Source organism: Streptomyces sp. NPDC043685 (genome assembly GCF_056436585.1).
This window is the reverse complement of the sequence record NZ_JBWKCH010000007.1, coordinates 141,885-161,595: the sequence shown is the minus strand read 5'-3', so window position 1 is coordinate 161,595 and position 19,711 is coordinate 141,885. Positions and strand designations below refer to the sequence as shown.

General features: G+C 71.7%; 20 protein-coding genes, 1 tRNA gene and 2 pseudogenes. 10 read left to right on the top strand and 13 right to left on the bottom strand.

Translation table 11 applies throughout. The features are described 5' to 3' along the window. Positions 1–61 precede the first annotated feature (61 nt). The 3 genes from AC0665_RS23890 to AC0665_RS23880 form a co-directional block, all read right to left on the bottom strand. Complete coding sequence (locus AC0665_RS23890) at positions 62–892, bottom strand: SCO1664 family protein (RefSeq protein WP_468410455.1); 831 nt, start codon at positions 890–892, stop codon at positions 62–64. Further along, positions 856–1,443: a DUF3090 domain-containing protein gene (locus tag AC0665_RS23885; RefSeq protein WP_468410457.1), complete on the bottom strand. Its 588-nt coding sequence runs from the start codon at positions 1,441–1,443 to the stop codon at positions 856–858. The genes AC0665_RS23890 and AC0665_RS23885 overlap by 37 nt, the downstream gene beginning before the upstream one ends. Before the next feature lie 78 nt (positions 1,444–1,521). Further along, on the bottom strand, positions 1,522–2,208 hold the full coding sequence (locus AC0665_RS23880) for a histidine phosphatase family protein (RefSeq protein ID WP_468410459.1): 687 nt from the start codon (positions 2,206–2,208) through the stop codon (positions 1,522–1,524). A 61-nt stretch (positions 2,209–2,269) separates the two neighbouring features. Between AC0665_RS23880 and corA the strand changes: the two genes are divergently transcribed. After that, complete coding sequence (corA, locus tag AC0665_RS23875; protein WP_478606593.1) at positions 2,270–3,265, top strand: magnesium/cobalt transporter CorA; 996 nt, start codon at positions 2,270–2,272, stop codon at positions 3,263–3,265. Between the two features lie 10 nt (positions 3,266–3,275). Here the strand turns inward: corA and AC0665_RS23870 are convergent, their stop codons facing one another. Then, positions 3,276–4,064 carry a ferritin-like domain-containing protein gene (locus AC0665_RS23870; protein WP_478606595.1) on the bottom strand — a complete coding sequence of 263 codons (789 nt, stop codon included), beginning with the start codon at positions 4,062–4,064 and terminating at the stop codon, positions 3,276–3,278. 260 nt (positions 4,065–4,324) lie between these two features. Continuing rightward, complete coding sequence (locus AC0665_RS23865; RefSeq protein ID WP_363120351.1) at positions 4,325–5,380, bottom strand: LLM class F420-dependent oxidoreductase; 1,056 nt, start codon at positions 5,378–5,380, stop codon at positions 4,325–4,327. A 207-nt stretch (positions 5,381–5,587) separates the two neighbouring features. Here AC0665_RS23865 and AC0665_RS23860 point away from each other — a divergent pair. Next, positions 5,588–6,688: pseudogene (locus tag AC0665_RS23860) on the top strand (pectate lyase family protein); the annotation flags it as partial. Positions 6,689–6,800: 112 nt separating this feature from the next. Then, positions 6,801–7,784 carry an aldo/keto reductase gene (locus AC0665_RS23855; protein WP_468410465.1) on the top strand — a complete coding sequence of 328 codons (984 nt, stop codon included), beginning with the start codon at positions 6,801–6,803 and terminating at the stop codon, positions 7,782–7,784. On the opposite strand, the gene AC0665_RS23850 is transcribed toward AC0665_RS23855, so the two are convergent. Next, positions 7,763–8,203 carry a hypothetical protein gene (locus AC0665_RS23850; protein ID WP_478606599.1) on the bottom strand — a complete coding sequence of 147 codons (441 nt, stop codon included), beginning with the start codon at positions 8,201–8,203 and terminating at the stop codon, positions 7,763–7,765. The two genes, AC0665_RS23855 and AC0665_RS23850, sit on opposite strands and share 22 nt — an antisense overlap. 165 nt (positions 8,204–8,368) lie before the next feature. Between AC0665_RS23850 and AC0665_RS23845 the strand changes: the two genes are divergently transcribed. Further along, positions 8,369–10,414: a helix-hairpin-helix domain-containing protein gene (locus AC0665_RS23845; RefSeq protein ID WP_478606601.1), complete on the top strand. Its 2,046-nt coding sequence runs from the start codon at positions 8,369–8,371 to the stop codon at positions 10,412–10,414. A 63-nt stretch (positions 10,415–10,477) separates the two neighbouring features. Here the strand turns inward: AC0665_RS23845 and AC0665_RS23840 are convergent, their stop codons facing one another. After that, complete coding sequence (locus AC0665_RS23840; protein WP_478606604.1) at positions 10,478–11,167, bottom strand: hypothetical protein; 690 nt, start codon at positions 11,165–11,167, stop codon at positions 10,478–10,480. A 47-nt stretch (positions 11,168–11,214) separates the two neighbouring features. Here AC0665_RS23840 and AC0665_RS23835 point away from each other — a divergent pair, with 47 nt between their 5' ends. After that, on the top strand, positions 11,215–11,403 hold the full coding sequence (locus AC0665_RS23835) for a DUF5703 family protein (protein WP_010045410.1): 189 nt from the start codon (positions 11,215–11,217) through the stop codon (positions 11,401–11,403). Between the two features lie 79 nt (positions 11,404–11,482). Here the strand turns inward: AC0665_RS23835 and AC0665_RS23830 are convergent, their stop codons facing one another. From AC0665_RS23830 to AC0665_RS23820, 3 genes are all read right to left on the bottom strand, one after another. Next, positions 11,483–12,397 (bottom strand): chaplin, encoded by a 915-nt coding sequence (locus AC0665_RS23830; protein WP_478606608.1) that lies wholly within the window; start codon positions 12,395–12,397, stop codon positions 11,483–11,485. 130 nt (positions 12,398–12,527) lie between these two features. Then, entirely contained in the window at positions 12,528–12,761 is a 234-nt protein-coding gene (chpH, locus tag AC0665_RS23825; RefSeq protein ID WP_215122472.1) for a chaplin ChpH, read from the bottom strand. A 150-nt stretch (positions 12,762–12,911) separates the two neighbouring features. Then, on the bottom strand, positions 12,912–14,237 hold the full coding sequence (locus AC0665_RS23820; RefSeq protein WP_363120356.1) for a M20/M25/M40 family metallo-hydrolase: 1,326 nt from the start codon (positions 14,235–14,237) through the stop codon (positions 12,912–12,914). Between the two features lie 196 nt (positions 14,238–14,433). Here AC0665_RS23820 and AC0665_RS23815 point away from each other — a divergent pair. Then, positions 14,434–14,518, top strand: a tRNA-Leu gene (locus AC0665_RS23815). A 62-nt stretch (positions 14,519–14,580) separates the two neighbouring features. Further along, the gene (locus tag AC0665_RS23810; RefSeq protein WP_478606611.1) at positions 14,581–14,955 is read left to right on the top strand and encodes a YchJ family protein; all 375 of its coding nucleotides are present in this window, start codon (positions 14,581–14,583) and stop codon (positions 14,953–14,955) included. 6 nt (positions 14,956–14,961) lie between these two features. Here the strand turns inward: AC0665_RS23810 and AC0665_RS23805 are convergent, their stop codons facing one another. Beyond that, a complete protein-coding gene (locus AC0665_RS23805) occupies positions 14,962–15,663 on the bottom strand; it encodes a FadR/GntR family transcriptional regulator (RefSeq protein WP_478606614.1) in 702 nt (233 codons plus the stop codon). Between the two features lie 139 nt (positions 15,664–15,802). Here AC0665_RS23805 and AC0665_RS23800 point away from each other — a divergent pair, with 139 nt between their 5' ends. The 3 genes and pseudogenes from AC0665_RS23800 to AC0665_RS23790 form a co-directional block, all read left to right on the top strand. After that, a complete protein-coding gene (locus AC0665_RS23800; protein ID WP_468410480.1) occupies positions 15,803–16,321 on the top strand; it encodes a gluconokinase in 519 nt (172 codons plus the stop codon). A gap of 51 nt (positions 16,322–16,372) precedes the next feature. Next, positions 16,373–17,770 carry a GntP family permease gene (locus AC0665_RS23795; protein ID WP_468410482.1) on the top strand — a complete coding sequence of 466 codons (1,398 nt, stop codon included), beginning with the start codon at positions 16,373–16,375 and terminating at the stop codon, positions 17,768–17,770. A 13-nt stretch (positions 17,771–17,783) separates the two neighbouring features. Beyond that, a pseudogene (locus AC0665_RS23790) lies at positions 17,784–18,266 on the top strand (SDR family NAD(P)-dependent oxidoreductase); the annotation flags it as partial. Positions 18,267–18,310: 44 nt separating this feature from the next. Here AC0665_RS23790 and AC0665_RS23785 read toward each other — a convergent pair. Next, complete coding sequence (locus tag AC0665_RS23785) at positions 18,311–18,934, bottom strand: cytochrome b/b6 domain-containing protein (RefSeq protein WP_468637080.1); 624 nt, start codon at positions 18,932–18,934, stop codon at positions 18,311–18,313. Next, on the bottom strand, positions 18,918–19,643 hold the full coding sequence (locus AC0665_RS23780) for a molybdopterin-dependent oxidoreductase (RefSeq protein ID WP_478705832.1): 726 nt from the start codon (positions 19,641–19,643) through the stop codon (positions 18,918–18,920). The genes AC0665_RS23785 and AC0665_RS23780 overlap by 17 nt, the downstream gene beginning before the upstream one ends. Positions 19,644–19,711: the final 68 nt, after the last annotated feature.

Genomic DNA, 19,711 nt, shown 5'->3' with positions numbered 1-19,711 from the left:
GAACGGGAGCGGGCCACACGGCCGAGAAGGCGCTCTTGCGGTATTCCGGGTGTCTGTGCTGCTACACGGGTGGCCAGGGGATCGCCGGCCACTCACCGCTCGGCTCCGGGTGGGTCCCCGAGGCGAGCAGGGCGGCGACCCGCGCCCGGGTGGCGTCGATCTCGGCGCCGGTGATCAGCGGTTCGAGCCGCGCGGCGAGCGTCCCGCCCTCCGCAAGGCCCTTCCCGAGGTCGACGAGGACGTCCAGGGCCTCCTGGGGCAGGGGTTCCCCCGCCCAGCCCCACAGCAGGGTCCGCAGCTTGTTCTCGGCGTTGAAGGTGACCCCGTGGTCGATGCCGTACAGCCGTCCCTCACCGGTGGGCAGCAGGTGCCCGCCCTTGCGGTCGGCGTTGTTGATCACGGCGTCCAGCACCGCGAGGCGCCGCAGCCGTTCGTCGTCGGCGTGCACGAGGAGCGCGGTGCGTCCCTCGCCGACCTCGGCGAAGCCGATCGCCTTCCAGCCCGGCTCCGGTTCCTCGCCGTCGACCAGGGCGAGCAGTTCCGCCTCGGGCGCCACCTCGATCCACAGCTGGCACATGCCCTCGCCGTAGGGCCCGTCGCGCAGCACGGTGGGCGGCACCAGGCCCCAGCCGGTCGCCTCGGAGACCTCGTACGCGGCGACCTCGCGCTGGGCCAGCGTCCCGTCGGGGAAGTCCCACAACGGCCGCTCCCCCGCGACCGGTTTGTAGACGCAGGCCGCCTCCCGGCCGTCGTACGCCACCGTGCAGTACAGGGCCGCGTTGGAGGCCTCACGGATGCGTCCGCGGACGGTCAGTTCACCCCGGGCGAGCAGCTCGGCGGCGTCCGGTGGCGGGGTCACGCTCCGCGGCGGTATCCGTTCTGGCGCGGACATACGTGTCCTTCCGGGTCGAGCGGGAGGCTGCACAGCGGGCACGGCGGCCGCCCGGCGTTGACGACGTCGAGGGCGCGCTTGGCGAAGGCCCTGGCCTGCGCGCCGGTGAGGCGGACCCGCAGCATCGGGGGCCCGTTCTCCTCGTCCTGGAGCAGCCGCTCCTCGGCCTCGGCGAGGTCCTCCTCGGACTCCGCGTCGAGCTCCACGAGCGCCTGCGCCTCGACGATCATGAGCTGCTCGTCGCCGTCCCAGGCGAGCGCCATGGTGCCGACCCGGAACTCCTCCTCGATGGGGGTGTCCAGCGGGGCGGTGTCGGTGTCCGAGGGGGCGACGGCGGGGACGTGGGCGCTGCCGCCGCTACGGCGTACGACCTCGTCGAGCAGTTCGTCCATGCGCTCGGCGAGCGCGGCGACCTGGGTCTTCTCCAGGGCCACGCTGGTCACGCGGGAGCCGGCGGAGGCCTGGAGGTAGAACGAACGGCGCCCGGGCAGTCCGACCGTACCGGCCACGAAACGCTCCGGATGGTCGTAGAGGAACACCTGACGGGACACGTCCTGTCTCCATTGGAATCGTGGGAACCGTATGAGCACGGCACTGCTGCGACCGCTTCACCCTACTGCGGCGAACGATCACGGTGCGCCCGCACCACCCCCGACTTCGGCCTCGCCGCCCGGCGGTTCCTCGCGCGGTGCCAGGGACGTGAAGTCGCCGGTGTCGCCGAGCCGGACGAGGAAGGGCCGCAGCCGGGTGTAGCGGATCGCGGTGACGGAACACGGGTCGACGGAGATCCGCTGGAAGAGGTCGAGGTGGAGTCCGAGCGCGTCGGCGACGAGCGACTTGATGATGTCGCCGTGCGAGCACATGAGGTAGACGGCGTCCGGGCCGTGGTCGCGCTCCACGCGCGCGTTCCACTCGCGTACGGCCTCGGCGGCGCGGGTCTGCATGGCGCGCATGGACTCCCCGCCGGGGAAGGCCGCCGCGGAGGGGTGCGCCTGCACCACCTCCATCAGCGGCTCGTCCGTGAGTTCGGCGAGCTTGCGTCCGGACCAGTCGCCGTAGTGGCACTCGCCGATGCGTTCGTCGGTGTGCGGGCTCAGCTCCGGCCGGGCCTCGAGCAACGGCCGGACGGTCTCCTGGCACCGCTGGAGCGGGCTGGTGACGACTTCTGCGAGGGGCAGTCCGGCCAGCCGCCCCGGGAGCGCGGCGGCCTGTGCGGCACCGCGCTCGTCGAGGGAGACGCCGGGGGTCCAGCCGGCGAGCAGTCCCTCGGTGTTGGCGGTGGAGCGTCCGTGCCTGACCAGGATCAACGTGGGCATGCGCTCCAGCGTAGGCGCACGCGCGCGTGCGGTGTCGTTCGAGTGACGGGAGACTCGCCTCGTGATCGTGGACTGTGCCATTTACCGCGACGGACAGCGGACGGAAGGGCCCGAGGACCTTTCCGACGCCCTGGGCGAGGCCCGCACGGCGGGCGGGTTCGTGTGGATCGGGCTGCACGAGCCGACCGAGGGCGAGTTCGAGCATGTGACCCGGGAGTTCGGGCTGCACCCGCTGGCCGTCGAGGACGCCCTCAAGGCCCATCAGCGGCCCAAGCTCGAGGTGTACGACGACTCGCTCTTCGTGGTGCTCAAGCCGGTGGCGTACGAGCCGCAGAGCGACACCGTCTCCTCCGGCGAGATCATGATCTTCCTCGGTGACTCGTTCGTGGTGACCGTCCGGCACGGCGAGGGCTCCCCGCTCAGGGCCGTGCGCCACCGGCTCGAACAGGAGCCGGAGCTGCTGGTCAAAGGGCCCACGGCCGTGCTGTACGCGGTCGCCGACGCCACCGTCGACCACTATCTGGACGTGGCGACCGAGCTCCAGACCGACCTGGAGGGGCTGGAGGCGGAGGTGTTCTCGCCGGACGGCGGGGGCTCGCGGAACACGGCCTCCCGGATCTACGACTTCAAGCGGCAGGTCCTGGAGTTCCGCCGGGCGACCGGCCCGCTGGCCCCGCCGATGAGCCGGCTGGCGGGCACGGCGACGTCCGGTGTGGCGGTGCCCTTCGTGGACGACCGCGCCCGGCCCTTCTTCCGCGACGTCAACGACCACCTCACGCGGGTGAACGACTCCGTGGAGAACCTGGACCGGCTGGTGTCGGACATCCTCTCGGCGCACCTGGCGCAGATGAGCGTCCGGCAGAACGACGACATGCGGAAGATCTCCGCCTGGGCGGCCATGGCCGCGATCCCCACGATGCTGGCGGGGATCTACGGCATGAACTTCGACCACATGCCCGAGCTGCGCTGGGTCTGGTCCTATCCGGCCCTGCTCGTCGTGATGGCCGCCCTGGAGGTGATGATCTTCCGGCTGTTCAAGCGACGCGGGTGGCTGTAGCCGGGCCGGCTCAGGCGAACTCGGGCTCCGGGGCCGCGGGACCGCCGAGGGCGTTGCGGCGCTCGGGCGTCTCCAGCGACACCATGCGGCGCCAGCCGCCGGCGCGTTCGTAGGCGTACACGGCGTGGATGCCGGCCGCGAGCACCGCCGACTTGGCCTTGGACCAGCCGAGGATGCGGCCCATGTGCGCCATGACGGCGAGGCTGACGTCCCGGTAGATCCGGATCTCGGCGAGCGCGCACGCGCGCAGGGTGCGCTGGATGGCCCGGCCGTGGCCCGCGTAGGCGAAGCGCAGCAGCTCCTCGTGGCAGTAGGCGAGGTGGTTGTCCTCGTCGTCGGAGATCTGCCGGACCGCGCGGCCGATGTCGGGATGGTCGGCGAAGTGCTTGCGGAGCAGGTCCATCTGCTCGGAGGCGCGCTGCTCGGTGACTCTGCTGTGCGAGAGGTAGGTGACGATGTCCTGGACCGTGAGCCGCTCGTCGCGCCTGAGTTGCTCGTGCGCGAGGCCGATGCCGTTCTTCTCCAGGAGCATGGTGTAGTCGGTCTCCGGCGGGACCGGGACGGGGTCGAGACCGCGCTTCTTCATCAGGGCGTTGAAGATCCGGCCGTGCTTGTCCTCGTCGGCGCCGTGCCGGCCGATCTTGGGAGCGAGCGCGCGCTCGGCTTCCGGGACGAGCGCGGCGATACGGGCGTTCTCCCAGCCGCCCTGGGACTCGCCGCTCGCGGCGATGGAGCAGAACAGGGCGAAGGACTCGTCGTTGTCGAGGATCTCCTGGAACAGACTCTTGGCCGAAAGCATCGTGGGCACCTCTCCCGCGCGCGTGGGCGTACTGCGGCCTTCCGCAGGGTTCCGCGAAGAACGAGTCAAGTGCGGGGTGGAGGGTGCTGCAACAGGGGTGAGGGACAACTGCGCCGAATGGAGGACGTGCGGGCGGGCGTCCCCGGGCCTGGTGCGGGCGGGCTGCCGTAACCACCGGCGGCCCGGCGCGTTGTTCCGCGTGACGGCCGTGGCGGGGAAGACCCCCGAGCCCCCACCACGGCCGCGGAAACCTCCAGACCCTAGGCGAGTCCGGCGCGCTCCAGGGCCTCCGTGCCGGCGCGCAGCGACGCGAGCCGCTCATCGAGCGTGAAGCCCGCCGGGGCGAGCGACAGGGTGGTGACCCCGGCGGCGGCGTAGGCCTTCATCCGGTCCGCGATGCGGTCCACGGAACCGAGCAGGGTCGTCTTGTCGATCAGGTCGTGCGGCACGGCGGCAGCGGCGCCCTGCTTGTCGCCGGAGAGGTACTTGCTCTGGATCTCGGCCGCCTCCCGCTCGTAACCCATGCGCTGGGCGAGCTGGTTGTAGAAGTTCTGCTTGGGGCTGCCCATGCCGCCGACGTACAGCGCGGTGTAGGGGCGGAAGGTGTCGGCGAGCGCGGCCACGTCCTTGTCGTCGCCGACCGCGAGCGGCAGGGTCGGGCAGACGTCGAACCCGTCGAGGGTCTTGCCGGCCTTCTCGCGCCCGGCGCGCAGGTGCGTGATCGTCGTGTCCTCGAGGTGCTCGGCGGACGGGAAGATCAGCAGGGCGCCGTCGGCGATCTCGCCGGTCTGCTCGAGGTTCTTCGGGCCGATCGCGGCGATGTACAGCGGGATGTGCTCGCGCTGCGGGTGCACGGTCAGCTTGATCGGCTTGCCCGGGCCGCCGGGCAGGGGCAGCGTCCAGTGCTGCCCCTCGTAGGACAGCCGCTCGCGGGTCATGGCCTTGCGGACGATCTCGACGTACTCGCGGGTGCGGGCGAGCGGCTTGTCGAACTTGACGCCGTACCAGCCCTCGGAGACCTGCGGGCCGGAGACGCCGAGACCCAGGCGGAAGCGGCCGCCGGAGAGGGAGTCGAGGGTGGCGGCCGTCATGGCGGTCATGGCGGGCTGGCGGGCCGGGATCTGGAAGATGGCCGAGCCGACGTCGATGCGCTCGGTCTGGGCGGCGACCCAGCTCAGTACGGTGGCGGCGTCGGAGCCGTAGGCCTCGGCGGCCCAGCAGACGGCGTAGCCGAGCCGATCGGCCTCCTGGGCGACGGCCAGGTTGTCCGCGTCCATTCCGGCACCCCAGTAGCCGAGGTTGATACCGAGCTGCATGCCGCATCCCCTTACCGATCAGTAACGTGCCTGTGCGGGCACCTTAGCGCGGGGGGCGGGGCGAGGTACACGGCCACGGCCGGTCCGGCGTTTAGATGAGTGAACAGAAATCATGGACACGACCATTGACGCGTCCACGGCAAGTTCGTACCTTTCGCTGGAAAGCGCTTTCTCTCACCACCGTCCGAAGGCGAACGGAGAGGCACGATGAAGCGAGCACTTCCCCTGAGGCTCCACGCGACCCTGGCCACGCTGGCCCTCGCCGCCGCGACCGGCACCCTGGTGTCGACGCCCGAGGCGTCGGCGGCGACCGGCGCGGCCACCGGCTACGCGACCCAGAACGGCGGAACCACCGGCGGAGCGGGAGGCCGGATCGTCAGGGCCACCACGGGCACGGGGATCCACCAGGCCCTGTGCGGCCGGGCGAGCACCAGCACCCCGATCGTCATCGAGGTCACGGGAACCATCAACCACGCCAACACCAAGAAGGCCTCCGGCAGCGGCTGTGACACCGCCGACGGCGTGATCGAACTCAAGAAGGTCAGCAACGTGACCCTGGTCGGGGTCGGCAGCGGGGCAGTCTTCGACCAAGTGGGCATCCACATCCGCGAATCGAAGAACATCGTCATCCAGAACGTGACCGTCCGGAACGTCAAGAAGTCGGGCTCCCCCACGTCCAACGGCGGCGACGCCATCGGCATGGAGAGCAACGTCCGCAACGTCTGGGTCGACCACACCACCCTGGAGGCCTCGGGCGGTGAGTCGGAGGGCTACGACGGCCTGTTCGACATGAAGAACAACACCCAGTACGTGACCCTGTCCTACAGCGTCCTGCGCAACTCGGGCCGCGGCGGCCTGGTCGGCAGCAGCGAGAGCGACCGGTCGAACGGGTTCATCACCTACCACCACAACCGCTACGAGAACATCGACTCCCGCGCCCCGCTGCTGCGCGGCGGCATCGCGCACATGTACAACAACCACTACGTGCGCCTCAACGAGTCCGGCATCAACTCCCGGGCCGGCGCCCGCGCCCGGGTGGACAACAACTACTTCGAGGACTCCAAGGACGTCCTCGGCACCTTCTACACCGACGAGGCCGGATACTGGCAGGTCGGCGGCAACATCTTCGACAACGTGACCTGGTCGAGCCCCGGCAGCGAGAACCACCCGGCCGGACCCGACCCGAAGTCGAACACCACCGTCACCCTCCCGTACACGTTCCGCGCGGACACCGCCTCCTGCGTGCCGGCCGTGGTGAACCGAACGGCGGGCGCGAACAAGGGCCTTCAGGTGTCCGACGGCACGTGCTAGCCGAGGGCACCGGTCACCGGCGGATCAGCGAACCCCACGGTCCCGTTCCTGGAAATCGGTGGTCCGCGGCCACCCACACCGCAGGTTCTGGCCAGTAATCTCGGCGTTCATGGAGCAGAGGCATCTCGGCCGCACCGGCCTTCGTGTGTCCCGGATCGGGCTCGGCACCCTGACCTGGGGGCGGGACACCGACGAGCACGACGCCGCTGACCTGATGAAGACGTTCTGGGAAGCGGGCGGGACCCTCGTCGACACCGCGGACGTGTACGGCGACGGTGAGGCCGAGTACCTGCTCGGCCGGCTCATGGACGGCCTGGTGCCCCGGCGCGACCTGGTCATCTCGACCAAGGCCGGCAGCGTGCCGGATCCCGACCGCCGTTTCGACGGGTCGCGTGGCCATCTGCTCGCCGCGCTGGACGGTTCGCTCTCCCGGCTCGGCACCGACCATGTCGACCTGTGGCATGTGCACGCGTTCGACCCGGACACCCCGCTGGAGGAGACCCTCCAGGCTCTCGACCTGGCCGTCTCCAGCGGGCGTGCCCGCTACGCCGCCGTCTCCAACTTCTGCGGCTGGCAGCTGGCCAAGGCCGCGACCTGGCAGCTCTCGGCACCCGGCAGGACCCGTCTGGCCGGTACGCAGCTGGAGTACTCCCTGTTGCAGCGCGGTGTCGAGCGCGAGGTGCTGCCGGCCGCGCTGGACCTGGGCATGGGGCTGCTGCCGTCCTCACCGCTCGGGCGCGGAGTGCTGACGGGCAAGTACCGGGGCGACTCCATACCGCCGGACTCACGCGGTGCCTCGGAGCACCTCGCGCCGTTCGTCGCGCCGTACCTCGACGACACGGCGAGCCGCATCGTGGACGCCGTGGCGACCGCGGCGGACGGGCTGGCGGTGACGCCGCTCCAGGTGGCCCTGGCGTGGGTCCGCGACCGGCCGGGCGTGGCCGCGCCGATCGTCGGCGCGCGCAACGCGCAGCAGCTCACGGCGGCATTGTCAGTGGAGACCCTTAGTCTTCCTGACGAGATCTGCCGGGCGCTCGACGATGTGTCGGCGCCCGTGCACCGCTATCCCGATCACGACTGGAGCACGCTGTGAGCACGGAGCCCGAGACCACGGAGGAAGCCGAGCCGGGGACGCCGGGCGCCGGAAGCACGTCGGCGGCGCGGGGCGGGGCCGAGGTCGTCGGCGCACCGGCGGCGCAGGGCGAGGCGGGGGCTGGTCAGGAGGCCGAGGGGGAGCCCCGGGGCGAGGACGCCGGGCAGGAGCCTGTGGCCCGGGGTGGTGATGCCGGTGACGGGCAGGAGCCCGGTACCCACGGGGCCGGAGGCGATGCCGGTCACGGGGACGAGGACCGAGGCGTCGAAGCAGGCGTTGGAGACGGGCCGCACGAGGACCGAGGCGTCGAAGCCGGGGACGGGCACGGGCCGCACGAGGACCAAGGCGTCGAAGCCGGGGACGAAGACGGGCCGCACGAGGACCAAGGCGTCGAAGCCGGGGACGGGCGCGGGCAGCAAGGTGTCGGGGCCGGGGACGGGCAGGAGTCCCGCGGCGAAGACGGTGAAGGCGGCGCGGGGCAGGAGTCCGGCGCCCAGGGCGTTGGAGCCGATGCCGGGCAGGGATCCGGCGGCGAGGACGCCCCGGCGGCAGGGCCCGGGCAGCTGTCCGAGGCGGAGGCCGAGTTGCTCGCCCAGCAGATCGAGCGGGAGCGCATCGAGCAGCGCAAGGCCGAGAAGAAGAGCCCGATCGCGGCCGGTACCAAGCTGAGCGGCAAGGCCGCGGACCTGCTCGCGGCCGTACGAGCCGTCGAGAGCGGTGACAAGCCGGTGGCCACGGTGTTCGAAGAGCCCCGGCCCGCTCCCCGCCGCTTTGCCCCCGAACCGGAGCGGCGGCCGCAGCCGGTGGCGCCCGAGCCCACCGCCGTACCGGCGGCACCCGCGCCGGAGGCGGTCCGGGCCGTGGCGCAGGTGCTCGGCGAGGGCGGCGCCCCGGAGGCGCTCGCGACGCAGATCGCGACCGCCCTCGGCGAGGGCGCGGACGAACAGCTGCGCGCCGACCCCTGGCAGTTGCTGAGGATCCCGGGCGTGCGGCCCGAGCAGGCCGACGGATTCGCGCGGGCCCTGCTCGGCGCCGAGTGCGGCCCGGACGACGAGCGGCGTGGCCGGGCCCTGACCGGCTGGCTCCTGGAACAGGCGGCGCTGGCCGGGCACACCGCCCTGGAGATGCCGGCCCTCCTCGCGGCCCTGGCCCAGCGGGGGGTTCCGGAACCCGACAGTGCCGTGCAGGACGCGATCGCGGAAGGTGAGGCGCTGGTCTTCCAGGACGCCCTGGAGGAGCGGGCCGCCGCCCCGGCCCCGGGCGTCGGGGAGAGCGCGGAGGAGGACGAGGAGCGTCCGGTCCGTGTCCTGGTCGGGCTGGAGCGGTACGCGCTGGCGGAGGAGAGCCTGGCCGACGGCCTGGCCCGGCTGGTCAACTCGGCTCCCAAGCAGGACGGTTCGGCCGAGGACTGGGAGCGTGCCGCCGCGGCCCGGGGGTCGGCGGCGGAGCTGATCCGCGCGGTCGCCGGCCACGGCCTGGTGCTCCACACCGGCGGCGAGGCGTCGCTGGCCGAGCCCGCCGCCCTGCTGGCCACCGCCCGGTCCCTCGGGCTGCGGGCCTGGGCGGCCGCCCACGGCCCGGTCGGCCGGAACCGTTTCGCGGCCCTGCTGCGCCGGTCCGGCCCGGCAGCGGACGGCCCGGGGCGAACGGACGAGACACCCGGCGGCTCCCCCGACTCCCCCGTCGCCACCGTCTCCGGGCTCCTCGCGGGGCGGGAAGGACCAGGCCGGGACGCGGAGGGCGCCCTCGACCTCGACCTCCTCGTGGTGCTCGACGCGCCGCAGCTGGACGTCGAGGCGGCCGCCCTGCTGACGGAGTCGCTGCCGGACGGGGCGCGGCTGGTGCTGGCCGGGGACCCTTCGGTGCTGTGGTCCGTGGGGCCGGGCCGGGTGTTCGCGGATCTGCTCGCGGCGCGGATCTGCCCCCACGTGGCCTCGCGGCGGCCGGATCCGGGACCGCTGGGCGAGCTCGTCTCCGGGATCGGCGTCGGCGAGCTGAACCAGGTCGAGGCCCCCGGCAAGGAAGTCGTCATCGTGCCGGTGCGGGACGCGGGCGAGGCCGTGCACCGGACGGTGCAGCTCGTCGTGGATTCGGTGCCCCGAGCGATCGGCGTACCGGCCGAGGAGACCCAGGTCATCACGCCGGGGCACGGCGGAGCGGTCGGGACGCGTGTGCTGAACGCGGCGCTGAAGGAGCGGCTCAACCCGGGCCCGGGTCGCTTCGGCGGGTTCGACCCCGGTGACCGGATCGTCCACTCCCCCGTCCCGGGGCGTGCGGTGCCGGGCCGTGTGGTGACGGCGGACGCCGAGGGGCTGCACCTGTCGTGCGAGGGCGAGGCCGTCGTCGTGCCGAAGGAGCGGGTGGAGCAGTCCGTTCGGCACGCCTGGGCGCTGACCGCGCACCAGGCCGTGGGGAGCCGGTGGCCCGCGGTGGTCGTGGTGCTGCCCGGTGATGCGGCGCAGGCGCTCAGCCGGCCGTGGGTGTACACGGCGTTCGGCCGGGCCGACCGGCATCTGTCCGTGGTGCACGGCGTGGACCAGGCACTCCCCCGGGCCGTGGCCGAGGTTCCGGCCAAGCCGCGGACGACCCGGCTCCCGGTGCTGCTCGCCCCCCAGATCAGCGGCACGTGACGAGGGGGTGGGTCACGGGCCTCGGCCCGTGACCCACCCCCTCGTGATCGCCTCCGGGTGCGCTCAGCGGCGGTCCGCGTCCAGCGGCTCCAGGTCCTCGTCCTCGTCCAGGTCGCTGTCGAGCTCGTCGAGCTCGTCGCCGTCCTCGTCGTCCTCGTCGTCGAAGACGGCGCTGACGTCGAAGCGGCAGACCACCTGCTGGGGGTCGACCTGCTCGAACGGCGCCTGAAGCCACTCACCGGGCTCGGCCGGCTCGTCAGCGGCCGTCACCCAGAGCGTGGAGTCGCCCTCCTCCAGCCCGAATTCCTTGTGCCGGGAGGCGACCTCGTCGGGTTCGAACTCACCGAACAGCAGCCCCAGCGCGCCGTGCACCGTCCCGGAGGCCGCGGCGACGTCGTCGCCCTCCGCCGATTCGATCCGCTGCGCCTGTGCCAGCAGCCGCTGTGGTTCGACGACGGCATAGTCGCGGCGGATCAGCACGCTCAGCGCGTTCGGTTCCTCGGGGCCGGTGTACGGAGGCAGCGCGTCCTCCGCACCGGGGATCTCGAAGGGGGTGACCTCGTCGTAGCGGTCGTAGAGCAGTTCGTCGTACACCTCTGCGGCCGCGGCCAGCTGGTTGAACGCCTCGTAGACGGCCGGGTCGTCCTCCCCCGACCTGCGTTCGACCGCCGCAAGGTGGCGGTCGAGCGCGGTCTTGACCGCCTCGGCGGCGGCGCGTACCTCGGCAGCGGTGGACTGCGCAGCATCAGACATAGTGCAGACGCTATCCGTACCTGGCCCCAGCCCGCACAATAGATGCGATGCCGGAATACGAATTTGTCGACGTGTACGTGCCGCGCGGGGTCTCCCGCAAGGAGACGGCACGTCTGCTGACGGACCACGCGGAGTACGGACATTGGGAGTTGCACCGTCTGAGCCTGCTGCGCGACGGCAGCCGCAAGGTGCGGTTGCGTCGGAGGATCATCCGCCAGGTACGGGCCACGTGGTGAGCTGAGACGGGCACAGGGAGAAGCACATGACGGAGCGGGCCCCGCGGCGGCGGGGCCCGCTCCGTTGTGCGGGGGCGTGTCAGGCCGAGGCGCGCGCCTTGCGGTAGAGGATCGCGCCCGCCAGCAGCGCGCCCGCGCCGGCCGGGAGGGTGAGGCCGAGCGGCAGGTCGCTGCCGGTGGCGGCGAGCTGGGCGTCGCCCTTCGGCTGGGTGATGAACTGGCCGCCCGGCTGGTTGCCGTGCGAGGAGCCGCCGGGGGTGTTCACACCGGTGGCGGGCGGGGTGCCCGGGGTGCCGGGGTGACCGGACTCACCGGGGCCGCCGGGGTGGCCCGGGGTACCGGGACCGCCGGGGTTTCCAGGCGTTCCGGGGTTGCCCGGGTTTCCAGGCGTTCCGGGGTTGCCGGGCGTTCCGGGCTGGCCCGGAGTGCCGGGGCCGCCGGGGTTGCCAGGGTGGCCCGGGTTGCCGGGGTTGCCCGGCTGGCCGGGTGTCCCGTGGCCGCCGCCGGGCGGAGTGCCGTGGTGGTGGCCGCCGCCACCGTTCGAGCAGTCGTTGCCCGCGCTGGGATTGCCGACGCCGATCACGTCGACACTGTTGCCGCAGACGTTCACCGGCACGTGGACCGGTGCCTGGACGTGGTTGCCCGAGCCCACACCGGGCGAGTCGCCGGCGTGCCCGCCCGCGTGCGAACCACCGTGACCACCGTGCCCGCCGTGGCCGTGTTCGCCGTATCCCCCCGACGACGATCCACCACCCTTGTTGGCGCACGAGTTGCCGACGGACGGGTTGAGCACGCCGATGACGTTGACCGTGTTCCCGCAGACGTTGACCGGCGCGTGCACCGGGGCCTGCACCGAGTTCCCGGACAGCACGCCCGGCGAGCCCGAGGCGGCGCCCTGGGCGCCCGAGTCGGCGTGCGCGGTGCCGCCCGCGGCGGCGATCACGCCGGTCGCGGCCGCCACGGTCATCAGACCCTTGCGGGTAGCCTGTCGCATTGCTGAATACCTGCCTTTGACCCTGTCTCGAATTCTTCTCGAATTCCTCGAAAGAAGCGTTCGGTCCCGGAGCGCATGGCACGCGCTCCGGGACCGATGGCTTGGAACTCCCCTCAGTGAGGGGGAAGCGTCACTTGTTGACGCAGGTGTTGCCGAAGGCGGGGTTCAGCAGGCCGATCACGGAGACCGTGTTGCCGCAGACGTTCACCGGGACGTGAACGGGCACCTGGACAACGTTGCCGGACAGGACGCCCGGGGAGTGCACGGCGGCACCCTGAGCACCCGAGTCGGCGACGGCGAGGCCCGCGCCCGCGAGAACCAGCCCACCGGTGGCAGCCGCAGCAGCGACGACCTTCTTGATCATTATTCCTCCTAGTTGGCAAAGCGACCCATCTTGCGATCGCATTACCTGTAACGAGGCTGGAGTAATGAGGCTACGAGCTTATGGTCGCATTCACTCTTCCCAGTAGATTCCGCACGCGCGACCGAATATCACCGTGTGGCAGGGGTTGTTTCAGGACGCGTCGATGAAACGGTCGAGCACCCGCACGCCGAACTTCAGGCCCTCCACCGGCACCCGCTCGTCCACGCCGTGGAACATGCCGGCGAAGTCCAGCTCCGGCGGCAGCTTCAGCGGCACGAAGCCGAAGCCGCGGATGCCCAGGTCGTCGAAGGACTTCGCGTCCGTCCCGCCCGAGAGCATGTAGGGGATCGCCTTGGCGGTCGGGTCCTCGGCCAGCAGCGCGGACTGCATCGCCGCCACCAGCGCCCCGTCGAAGGTCGTCTCGACGGCCTTGTCGGCGTGCACGTCCTCGCGGCGCACCTTCGGGCCGAGGATCCGGTCGAGGTCGGCGAGGAACTCCTCCTCGTGTCCGGGCAGGAACCGTCCGTCGACGTGGGCGGTCGCCTCGCCGGGGATGACGTTGACCTTGTAGCCGGCGCCGAGCTGCGTGGGGTTGGCCGTGTTGCTCAGGGTCGCGCCGATGAGCTTGGCGATACCGCCGAGCCTGGCGAGGGTCGACTCCATGTCCTCGGGGTCGAGCTCGGTGCCGAGCGCGTCGCCGAGTTCGTCGAGGAAGGCGCGGGTGGTCTTGGTCACCCGCACCGGGAACTTGTGCCGTCCCAGCCGCGCGACGGCCTCCGACAGCTCGGTGATCGCGTTGTCCCGGTGGATCATCGACCCGTGGCCCGCCGTCCCGGCCACGGTGAGCTTCATCCAGTGCATGCCCTTCTCGGCCGTCTGGATCAGGTAGAGCCGGCGCTGCTCGCTCACGGTGAACGAGAAGCCGCCCACCTCGCTGATCGCCTCGGTGACCCCCTCGAACAGGTCGGGGTGGTTGCGGACGAGGTGCTTGGCGCCGTACGTGCCGCCGGCCTCCTCGTCGGCCAGGAAGGCGAGGACGATGTCGCGCGGGGGCTTGCGCCCGCTGCGCAGCCGGTCGCGGACGACCGCGAGGGTCATCGCGTCCATGTCCTTCATGTCGACGGCCCCGCGGCCCCACACACAGCCGTCGGCGACCTCGCCGGAGAAGGGGTGGTGGGTCCAGTCGTCCGCGTTGGCCGGTACGACGTCGGTGTGACCGTGGATGAGGAGCGCGGGCCGGGAGGGGTCCTCGCCCTCGATGCGCGCCACGGTGGAGGCGCGGCCCGGGTGGGACTCGAAGATGCGCGGTTCGAGCCCGACCTCCGCGAGCTTCTCGGCGACGTACTCGGCCGCCTTGCGCTCACCGGGGCCCGAGTGGTCGCCGTAGTTGCTGGTGTCGATCTGGATCAGCTCGCGGCAGAGGTCCACGACCTCGTCCTCGCCGGTGACGCTGCTGGCCGTGTCCGTCTCGCTCACGTGCTTCCTCCCGCTGTCACTGCTGGTGGGTCACCCACATCCTCCCTCTCCCGCGTCCGCACCCCAAGAGCGCTCCCGGCCCGTCACAGGCCGTTCACGCCTCGCCGGGGTGCGAACGGGGGGTGATCGGCCACCCCGGAAAGCCTGGTAATGTTTACGTCGTCGCCGCGGGGAGAACCCACGCGACAGACACCTTGTCCGGGTGGCGGAATGGCAGACGCGCTAGCTTGAGGTGCTAGTGCCCTTTATCGGGCGTGGGGGTTCAAGTCCCCCCTCGGACACATGAAACTGAGGGCCGTGACCGCGAGGTCACGGCCCTCGGTCGTTCCCAGGAAGGGCGACGATGACCAGGCGTTCCTGCCCCTGCGGGCTCCCCGAGGCCTACGAGGCGTGCTGTGGCCGTTTTCACTCCGGGTCCGCCGCCGCGCCGAGCGCCGAGAAGTTGATGCGGTCGCGGTACTGCGCCTTCGTCAAGGGGGACTCCGGCTATCTCCTGCGGACCTGGCACCCGCGGACGCGGCCCGCGACCCTGGAGCTGGATCCGGGGACGCGGTGGACCGGGCTGGAGATCCTGGGCGCGAGCGACGGTTCGGCGTTCCACACCACCGGGACCGTGGAGTTCCGGGCGTCGTACCGGGGCGGGTCGCTGCACGAGCGGAGCCGGTTCGAGCGGGTCGACGGGTCCTGGGTGTACGTCGACGGGGAGTTCCTGGCGTAGCGGCCGCTACGGCGCCAGGATGTCGAGTTCCTGGAGGGCGCCGACCGTGATCCGGCGGGTCAGTTCCTCCGCCCGGGCCGCGTCTTTCGCGCGGACGGCCTCGGCGACCTGGACGTGCAGGGTGACGGCGGCCGGGTCGGGGTCCTCGAACATCACGTCGTGCTGGGTGCGGCCGGTGAGGACCTCGGCGACGACGTCCCCGAGGCGGGCGAACATCTCGTTGCCGGAGGCCTCCAGGATCACGCGGTGGAACGCGACGTCGTGCAGGAGGTAGCCCTCCAGCTTGTGACCGCGTGAGTGGGCGACCATGCCGAGGGCGCACTCGGTGAGCTCCGCGCACTGCTGCGCCGTGGCGTGCCGGGCGGCGAGGCCGGCCGCGACCGGTTCGATCGCCGAGCGCAGCACCGTCAGGGACCGCAGCTGCCCGGGGCGGTCGGCACCGGCCAGGCGCCAGCGGATGACCTGGGGGTCGTAGACGTTCCACTCGGACTTCGGGCGGACCGTCACGCCGACGCGGCGGCGGGATTCGACCAGGTACATGGACTCCAGCACGCGGACCGCCTCGCGCATCACGGAGCGCGACACGTCGAAACGCTGGGCGAGCTCGTCGGTGCGCAGGACGCTGCCCGGAGGGTAGTCACCCGCCGTGATCTCGGGGCCGAGGGTGTCCAGTACGTGGCCGTGCAGCCCCCGGCCCGCTGTGCTCATGCACTCAGCGTACGGGGTGGATCACGCAGCCAAAAAGTCAGACTTATTAACGACGACCTCTTGAATTCGTCGTACCTAATGGGTTTCAGTGGCGTCGACATCACGTGTCGACCTCGGACAGCGGACAAGTGAGGCAGCGATGAACACCCCCCATGTCGTCGTGGTCATGGGCGTAGCGGGCACCGGCAAGACCACCATCGGTCCCCTGCTCGCGGCCCGGCTCGGCGTTCCCTACGCCGAGGGCGACGACTTCCACCCGCCGGCCAACATCGCCAAGATGTCGGCCGGTACCCCGCTCACCGACGAGGACCGCCTGCCCTGGCTCGACGCCATCGGCGCGTGGGCGCAGGGGCGGGCCGGGCTCGGCGGGGTGGTCAGCTGCTCGGCGCTGAAGCGGTCGTACCGCGACCGGCTGCGGTCCGCCGCGCCGGGCGTGGTCTTCGTGCACCTCACGGGGGACCGCGCGCTGATCGAGGACCGGATGTCGCACCGGCGGGGGCACTTCATGCCCACGGCGCTGCTCGACTCCCAGTTCGCCACGCTCCAGCCCCTGGCGGCGGACGAGGCAGGGGTCGAAGTGGACGTCGCGGGCGGCCCGGAGGAGATCACCGAACGGGCGTCCGCCGCCCTCGACTCGCTCCCCGAGCCCCTCCAGTAGCCCCTTCCGGGCCCCTCTCCCCGACTCCCCAACGCAAGGGATCTCCCCACCGTGACCAGACTCAGCGTCGAGATGCTGGCAGCGGACGCACCCGAGCCGATCACCTCGGCCGGCCACGCTCAGCTGGGCATCGCCGTCCTGGCGGGCATCGCCGTCATCGTCCTGCTGATCACCAAGTTCAAGCTGCACGCCTTCCTGGCGCTGACCATCGGGTCGCTGGCGCTGGGCGCGATCGCCGGGGCGCCGCTGGACAAGGTGCTCCTCAGCTTCAGCACCGGCCTCGGTTCCACGGTCGCCGGCGTCGGTGTGCTGATCGCCCTCGGGGCGATCCTCGGCAAGATGCTCGCCGACTCCGGCGGCGCCGACCAGATCGTCGACACCATCCTCGACAGGGCCGGCGGCCGGTCGATGCCGTGGGCGATGGTGCTGATCGCCTCCGTGATCGGGCTGCCGCTGTTCTTCGAGGTCGGCATCGTGCTGCTGATCCCGGTGGTGCTGATGGTCGCCAAGCGCGGCAACTACTCGCTGATGCGCATCGGCATCCCGGCGCTCGCGGGCCTGTCCGTGATGCACGGCCTGGTGCCGCCGCACCCCGGTCCGCTGGTCGCGATCGACGCCGTCAAGGCGGACCTCGGCATCACGCTGGCGCTCGGCGTCCTGGTCGCTATACCCACGGTGATCATCGCCGGGCCGGTGTTCTCGAAGTACGCGGCCCGGTGGGTGGACGTCCCCGCGCCCGAGAACATGATTCCCCAGCGCGCCTCCGACGAGCTGGACAAGCGGCCCGGCTTCGGCGCGACGCTGTTCACGGTGCTGCTGCCGGTGATCCTGATGCTCGCCAAGGCCCTGGTCGACATCGTCGTGGACGACCCCGAGAACATGGTGCAGCGGGTCTTCGACGTCGTCGGGGCCCCCATGATCGCCCTGCTCGCCTCGGTGCTGGTCGGCATCTTCACGCTGCTGCGGCCCGCCGGATTCGCCAGGGAGCGGATCTCGCCGCTGGTCGAGAAGGGCCTGATGCCGATCGCGGGCATCCTGCTGATCGTCGGCGCGGGCGGTGGCTTCAAGCAGACGCTGATCGACTCCGGCGTCGGCAGGATGGTGCTGGAGATCTCCGAGGACTGGTCGATCCCGGCGCTGCTGCTGGCCTGGCTGATCGCGGTGGCGATCCGGCTGGCGACCGGTTCGGCGACGGTGGCGACGGTCTCGGCCGCCGGTCTGGTCGCGCCGCTCGCGGCCGACATGTCGACCACGCACACCGCCCTGCTGGTCCTCGCCATCGGCGCCGGATCGCTCTTCCTGAGCCATGTCAACGACGCCGGGTTCTGGCTGGTCAAGGAGTACTTCGGTCTCAGTGTCGGGCAGAACCTGAAGACATGGTCGGTCATGGAGTGCATCATCTCCGTGGTCGCGGGCGGCATCGTCCTGCTGCTGTCCCTCGTGATCTAGGAGGGCTGCGACGATGACGGCTCACCCTCTCTTCGACATCGGCGGCCGTACGGCCCTGGTCACCGGCTCCAGCCGGGGCATCGGTCTCGCCCTCGCGCGCGGCCTGGCCGAGGCCGGCTGCACGGTCGTGCTGAACGGGCGCGACGAGGACCGGCTCACCGAGGCCGCCGCCGGGCTGCCCGGCGACCGGGTGCACACGGCCGCGTTCGACGTGACCGACGGATCATCGGTGGCCTCGGGGGTCGCCGAGGTCGAGGAGCGGGTGGGCCCGCTCGACATCCTCGTCAACAACGCGGGCATGCAACTGCGGGCCCCGCTGCTGGAGTTCGGCGAGTCCGACTGGCACCGCATCCTGGACACCAACCTGACCAGTGCCTTCCTGGTCGGCCGGGAGGCGGCGCGCCGGATGACGGGACGCGGCCACGGAAAGATCATCAACATCTGCTCGCTGCGGAGCGAGGTGGTACGGCCCGGGATCGCGCCCTACGCCGCCAGCCTGCGTCGTGGCTTGTCGCGCGGTTCCCCGCCCCCCTGATCGCTCTACTGCCGCCACAGGGGGTGCTCCCGGTCCGCCCACTGCCTGCTCACCCTGCCCGTGCGCATGCCCCTCCTGGACTCCGGGTCCGCCAGGGCCATGCCGATGTGGCCGGCCAGGACGATGCCGATGGTGAGGGCCAGCCAGTCGTGGACGAAGGTCGCGCTGGTGCGCCAGAGCAGGGGAGTGAGGTGGGTGAACCACATCATCAGGCCCGTGGCGAGCATGACCAGGGTGGCACCGGCGATCCAGGACGCGTAGATCTTCTGGCCGGCGTTGAACTTGGCCGCGGGGCGGGACGCGTGGCGTCTGTCGCGGCGCAGGGCGGCGCGCAGCCAGGTGCGGTCGTGCGGGCCGAAGCGGTTGAGGCGGCCGAGGTCGGCGCGGAAGGCCCGGGAGGCGAGGCCGGCCAGGACGGGCACGGGCAGGGCGAGGCCCGACCACTGGTGCAGGGTGACGACCAGGTCGCGGCGGCCGACGAGTTCGGCGAGCTGCGGGATGTAGAGGCAGGCCGCCGTGGCGACGCAGAGGCCCATCAGCGCGGCGGTGGTGCGGTGGATCCAGCGCTGTACCGGGGTGAAGCGGGGCACCTCGGCCGTGGCCGGGGGTGTGTCAGCTCGTAGGGTCATCGTCCCGTCCGTTCGAGCGGCCCACCCAGGCGTCGACGTCGTAGCCGCGCTCTTCCCAGTAGCCCGGCCGGACCTCGTCGGTGACGGTGATGCCGGAGAGCCATTTGGCGGACTTGTAGAAGTACATGGGCGCCACGTAGAGGCGGACCGGGCCACCGTGGGAGTGGCCGAGGTCCTCGTCCCGCATGCGCAGGGCCACCAGGACGTCCGCGCGGCGGGCCTGGTCGAGGGTGAGGCTCTCGGTGTACGTGCCGTCGAAGCAGGTGAAGCGGACCGCCTTGGCGGTGGGGCGGACGCGGGCGGCGTCCAGGAGGCTGGAGAGGCGTACGCCCTCGAAGGGGGTGCGCGGGACGCGCCAGCCGGTGACGCACTGGACGTCGCGGACCATGCGGGTCTGGGGCAGGGCCCTGAGGTCGCGGAGGGTGTAGGTCGCCGGTCGGTCGACCAGGCCGTCCACGGTGAGGCGGTAGGTGCGGGCGTTCTCGCGGGGCACGGACGAGGCGACCGAGTAGTAGCGGAAGCCGCCCCCGTTGGGGAGCAGGCCGGTCAGCCCGGTGGGGTCCTTGTCGGCCGCGCCGCCGAGGAAGCCCTCCAGGCCGCGTTGCAGCGGGGGCGCGGCGACCACGCCCGCGGCGCCCAGGGCGAGGGTGCCGAGGAAGACGCGGCGGCCGATGGGGGTGCCCCGCTCTTCGGGGTGTTCGTCGTTCACACCCGGGTGTACGTCCTCGTTCACGTACTCATTCGAGCACCCGCGGCCCCGGTTCGACAGGGATCGCG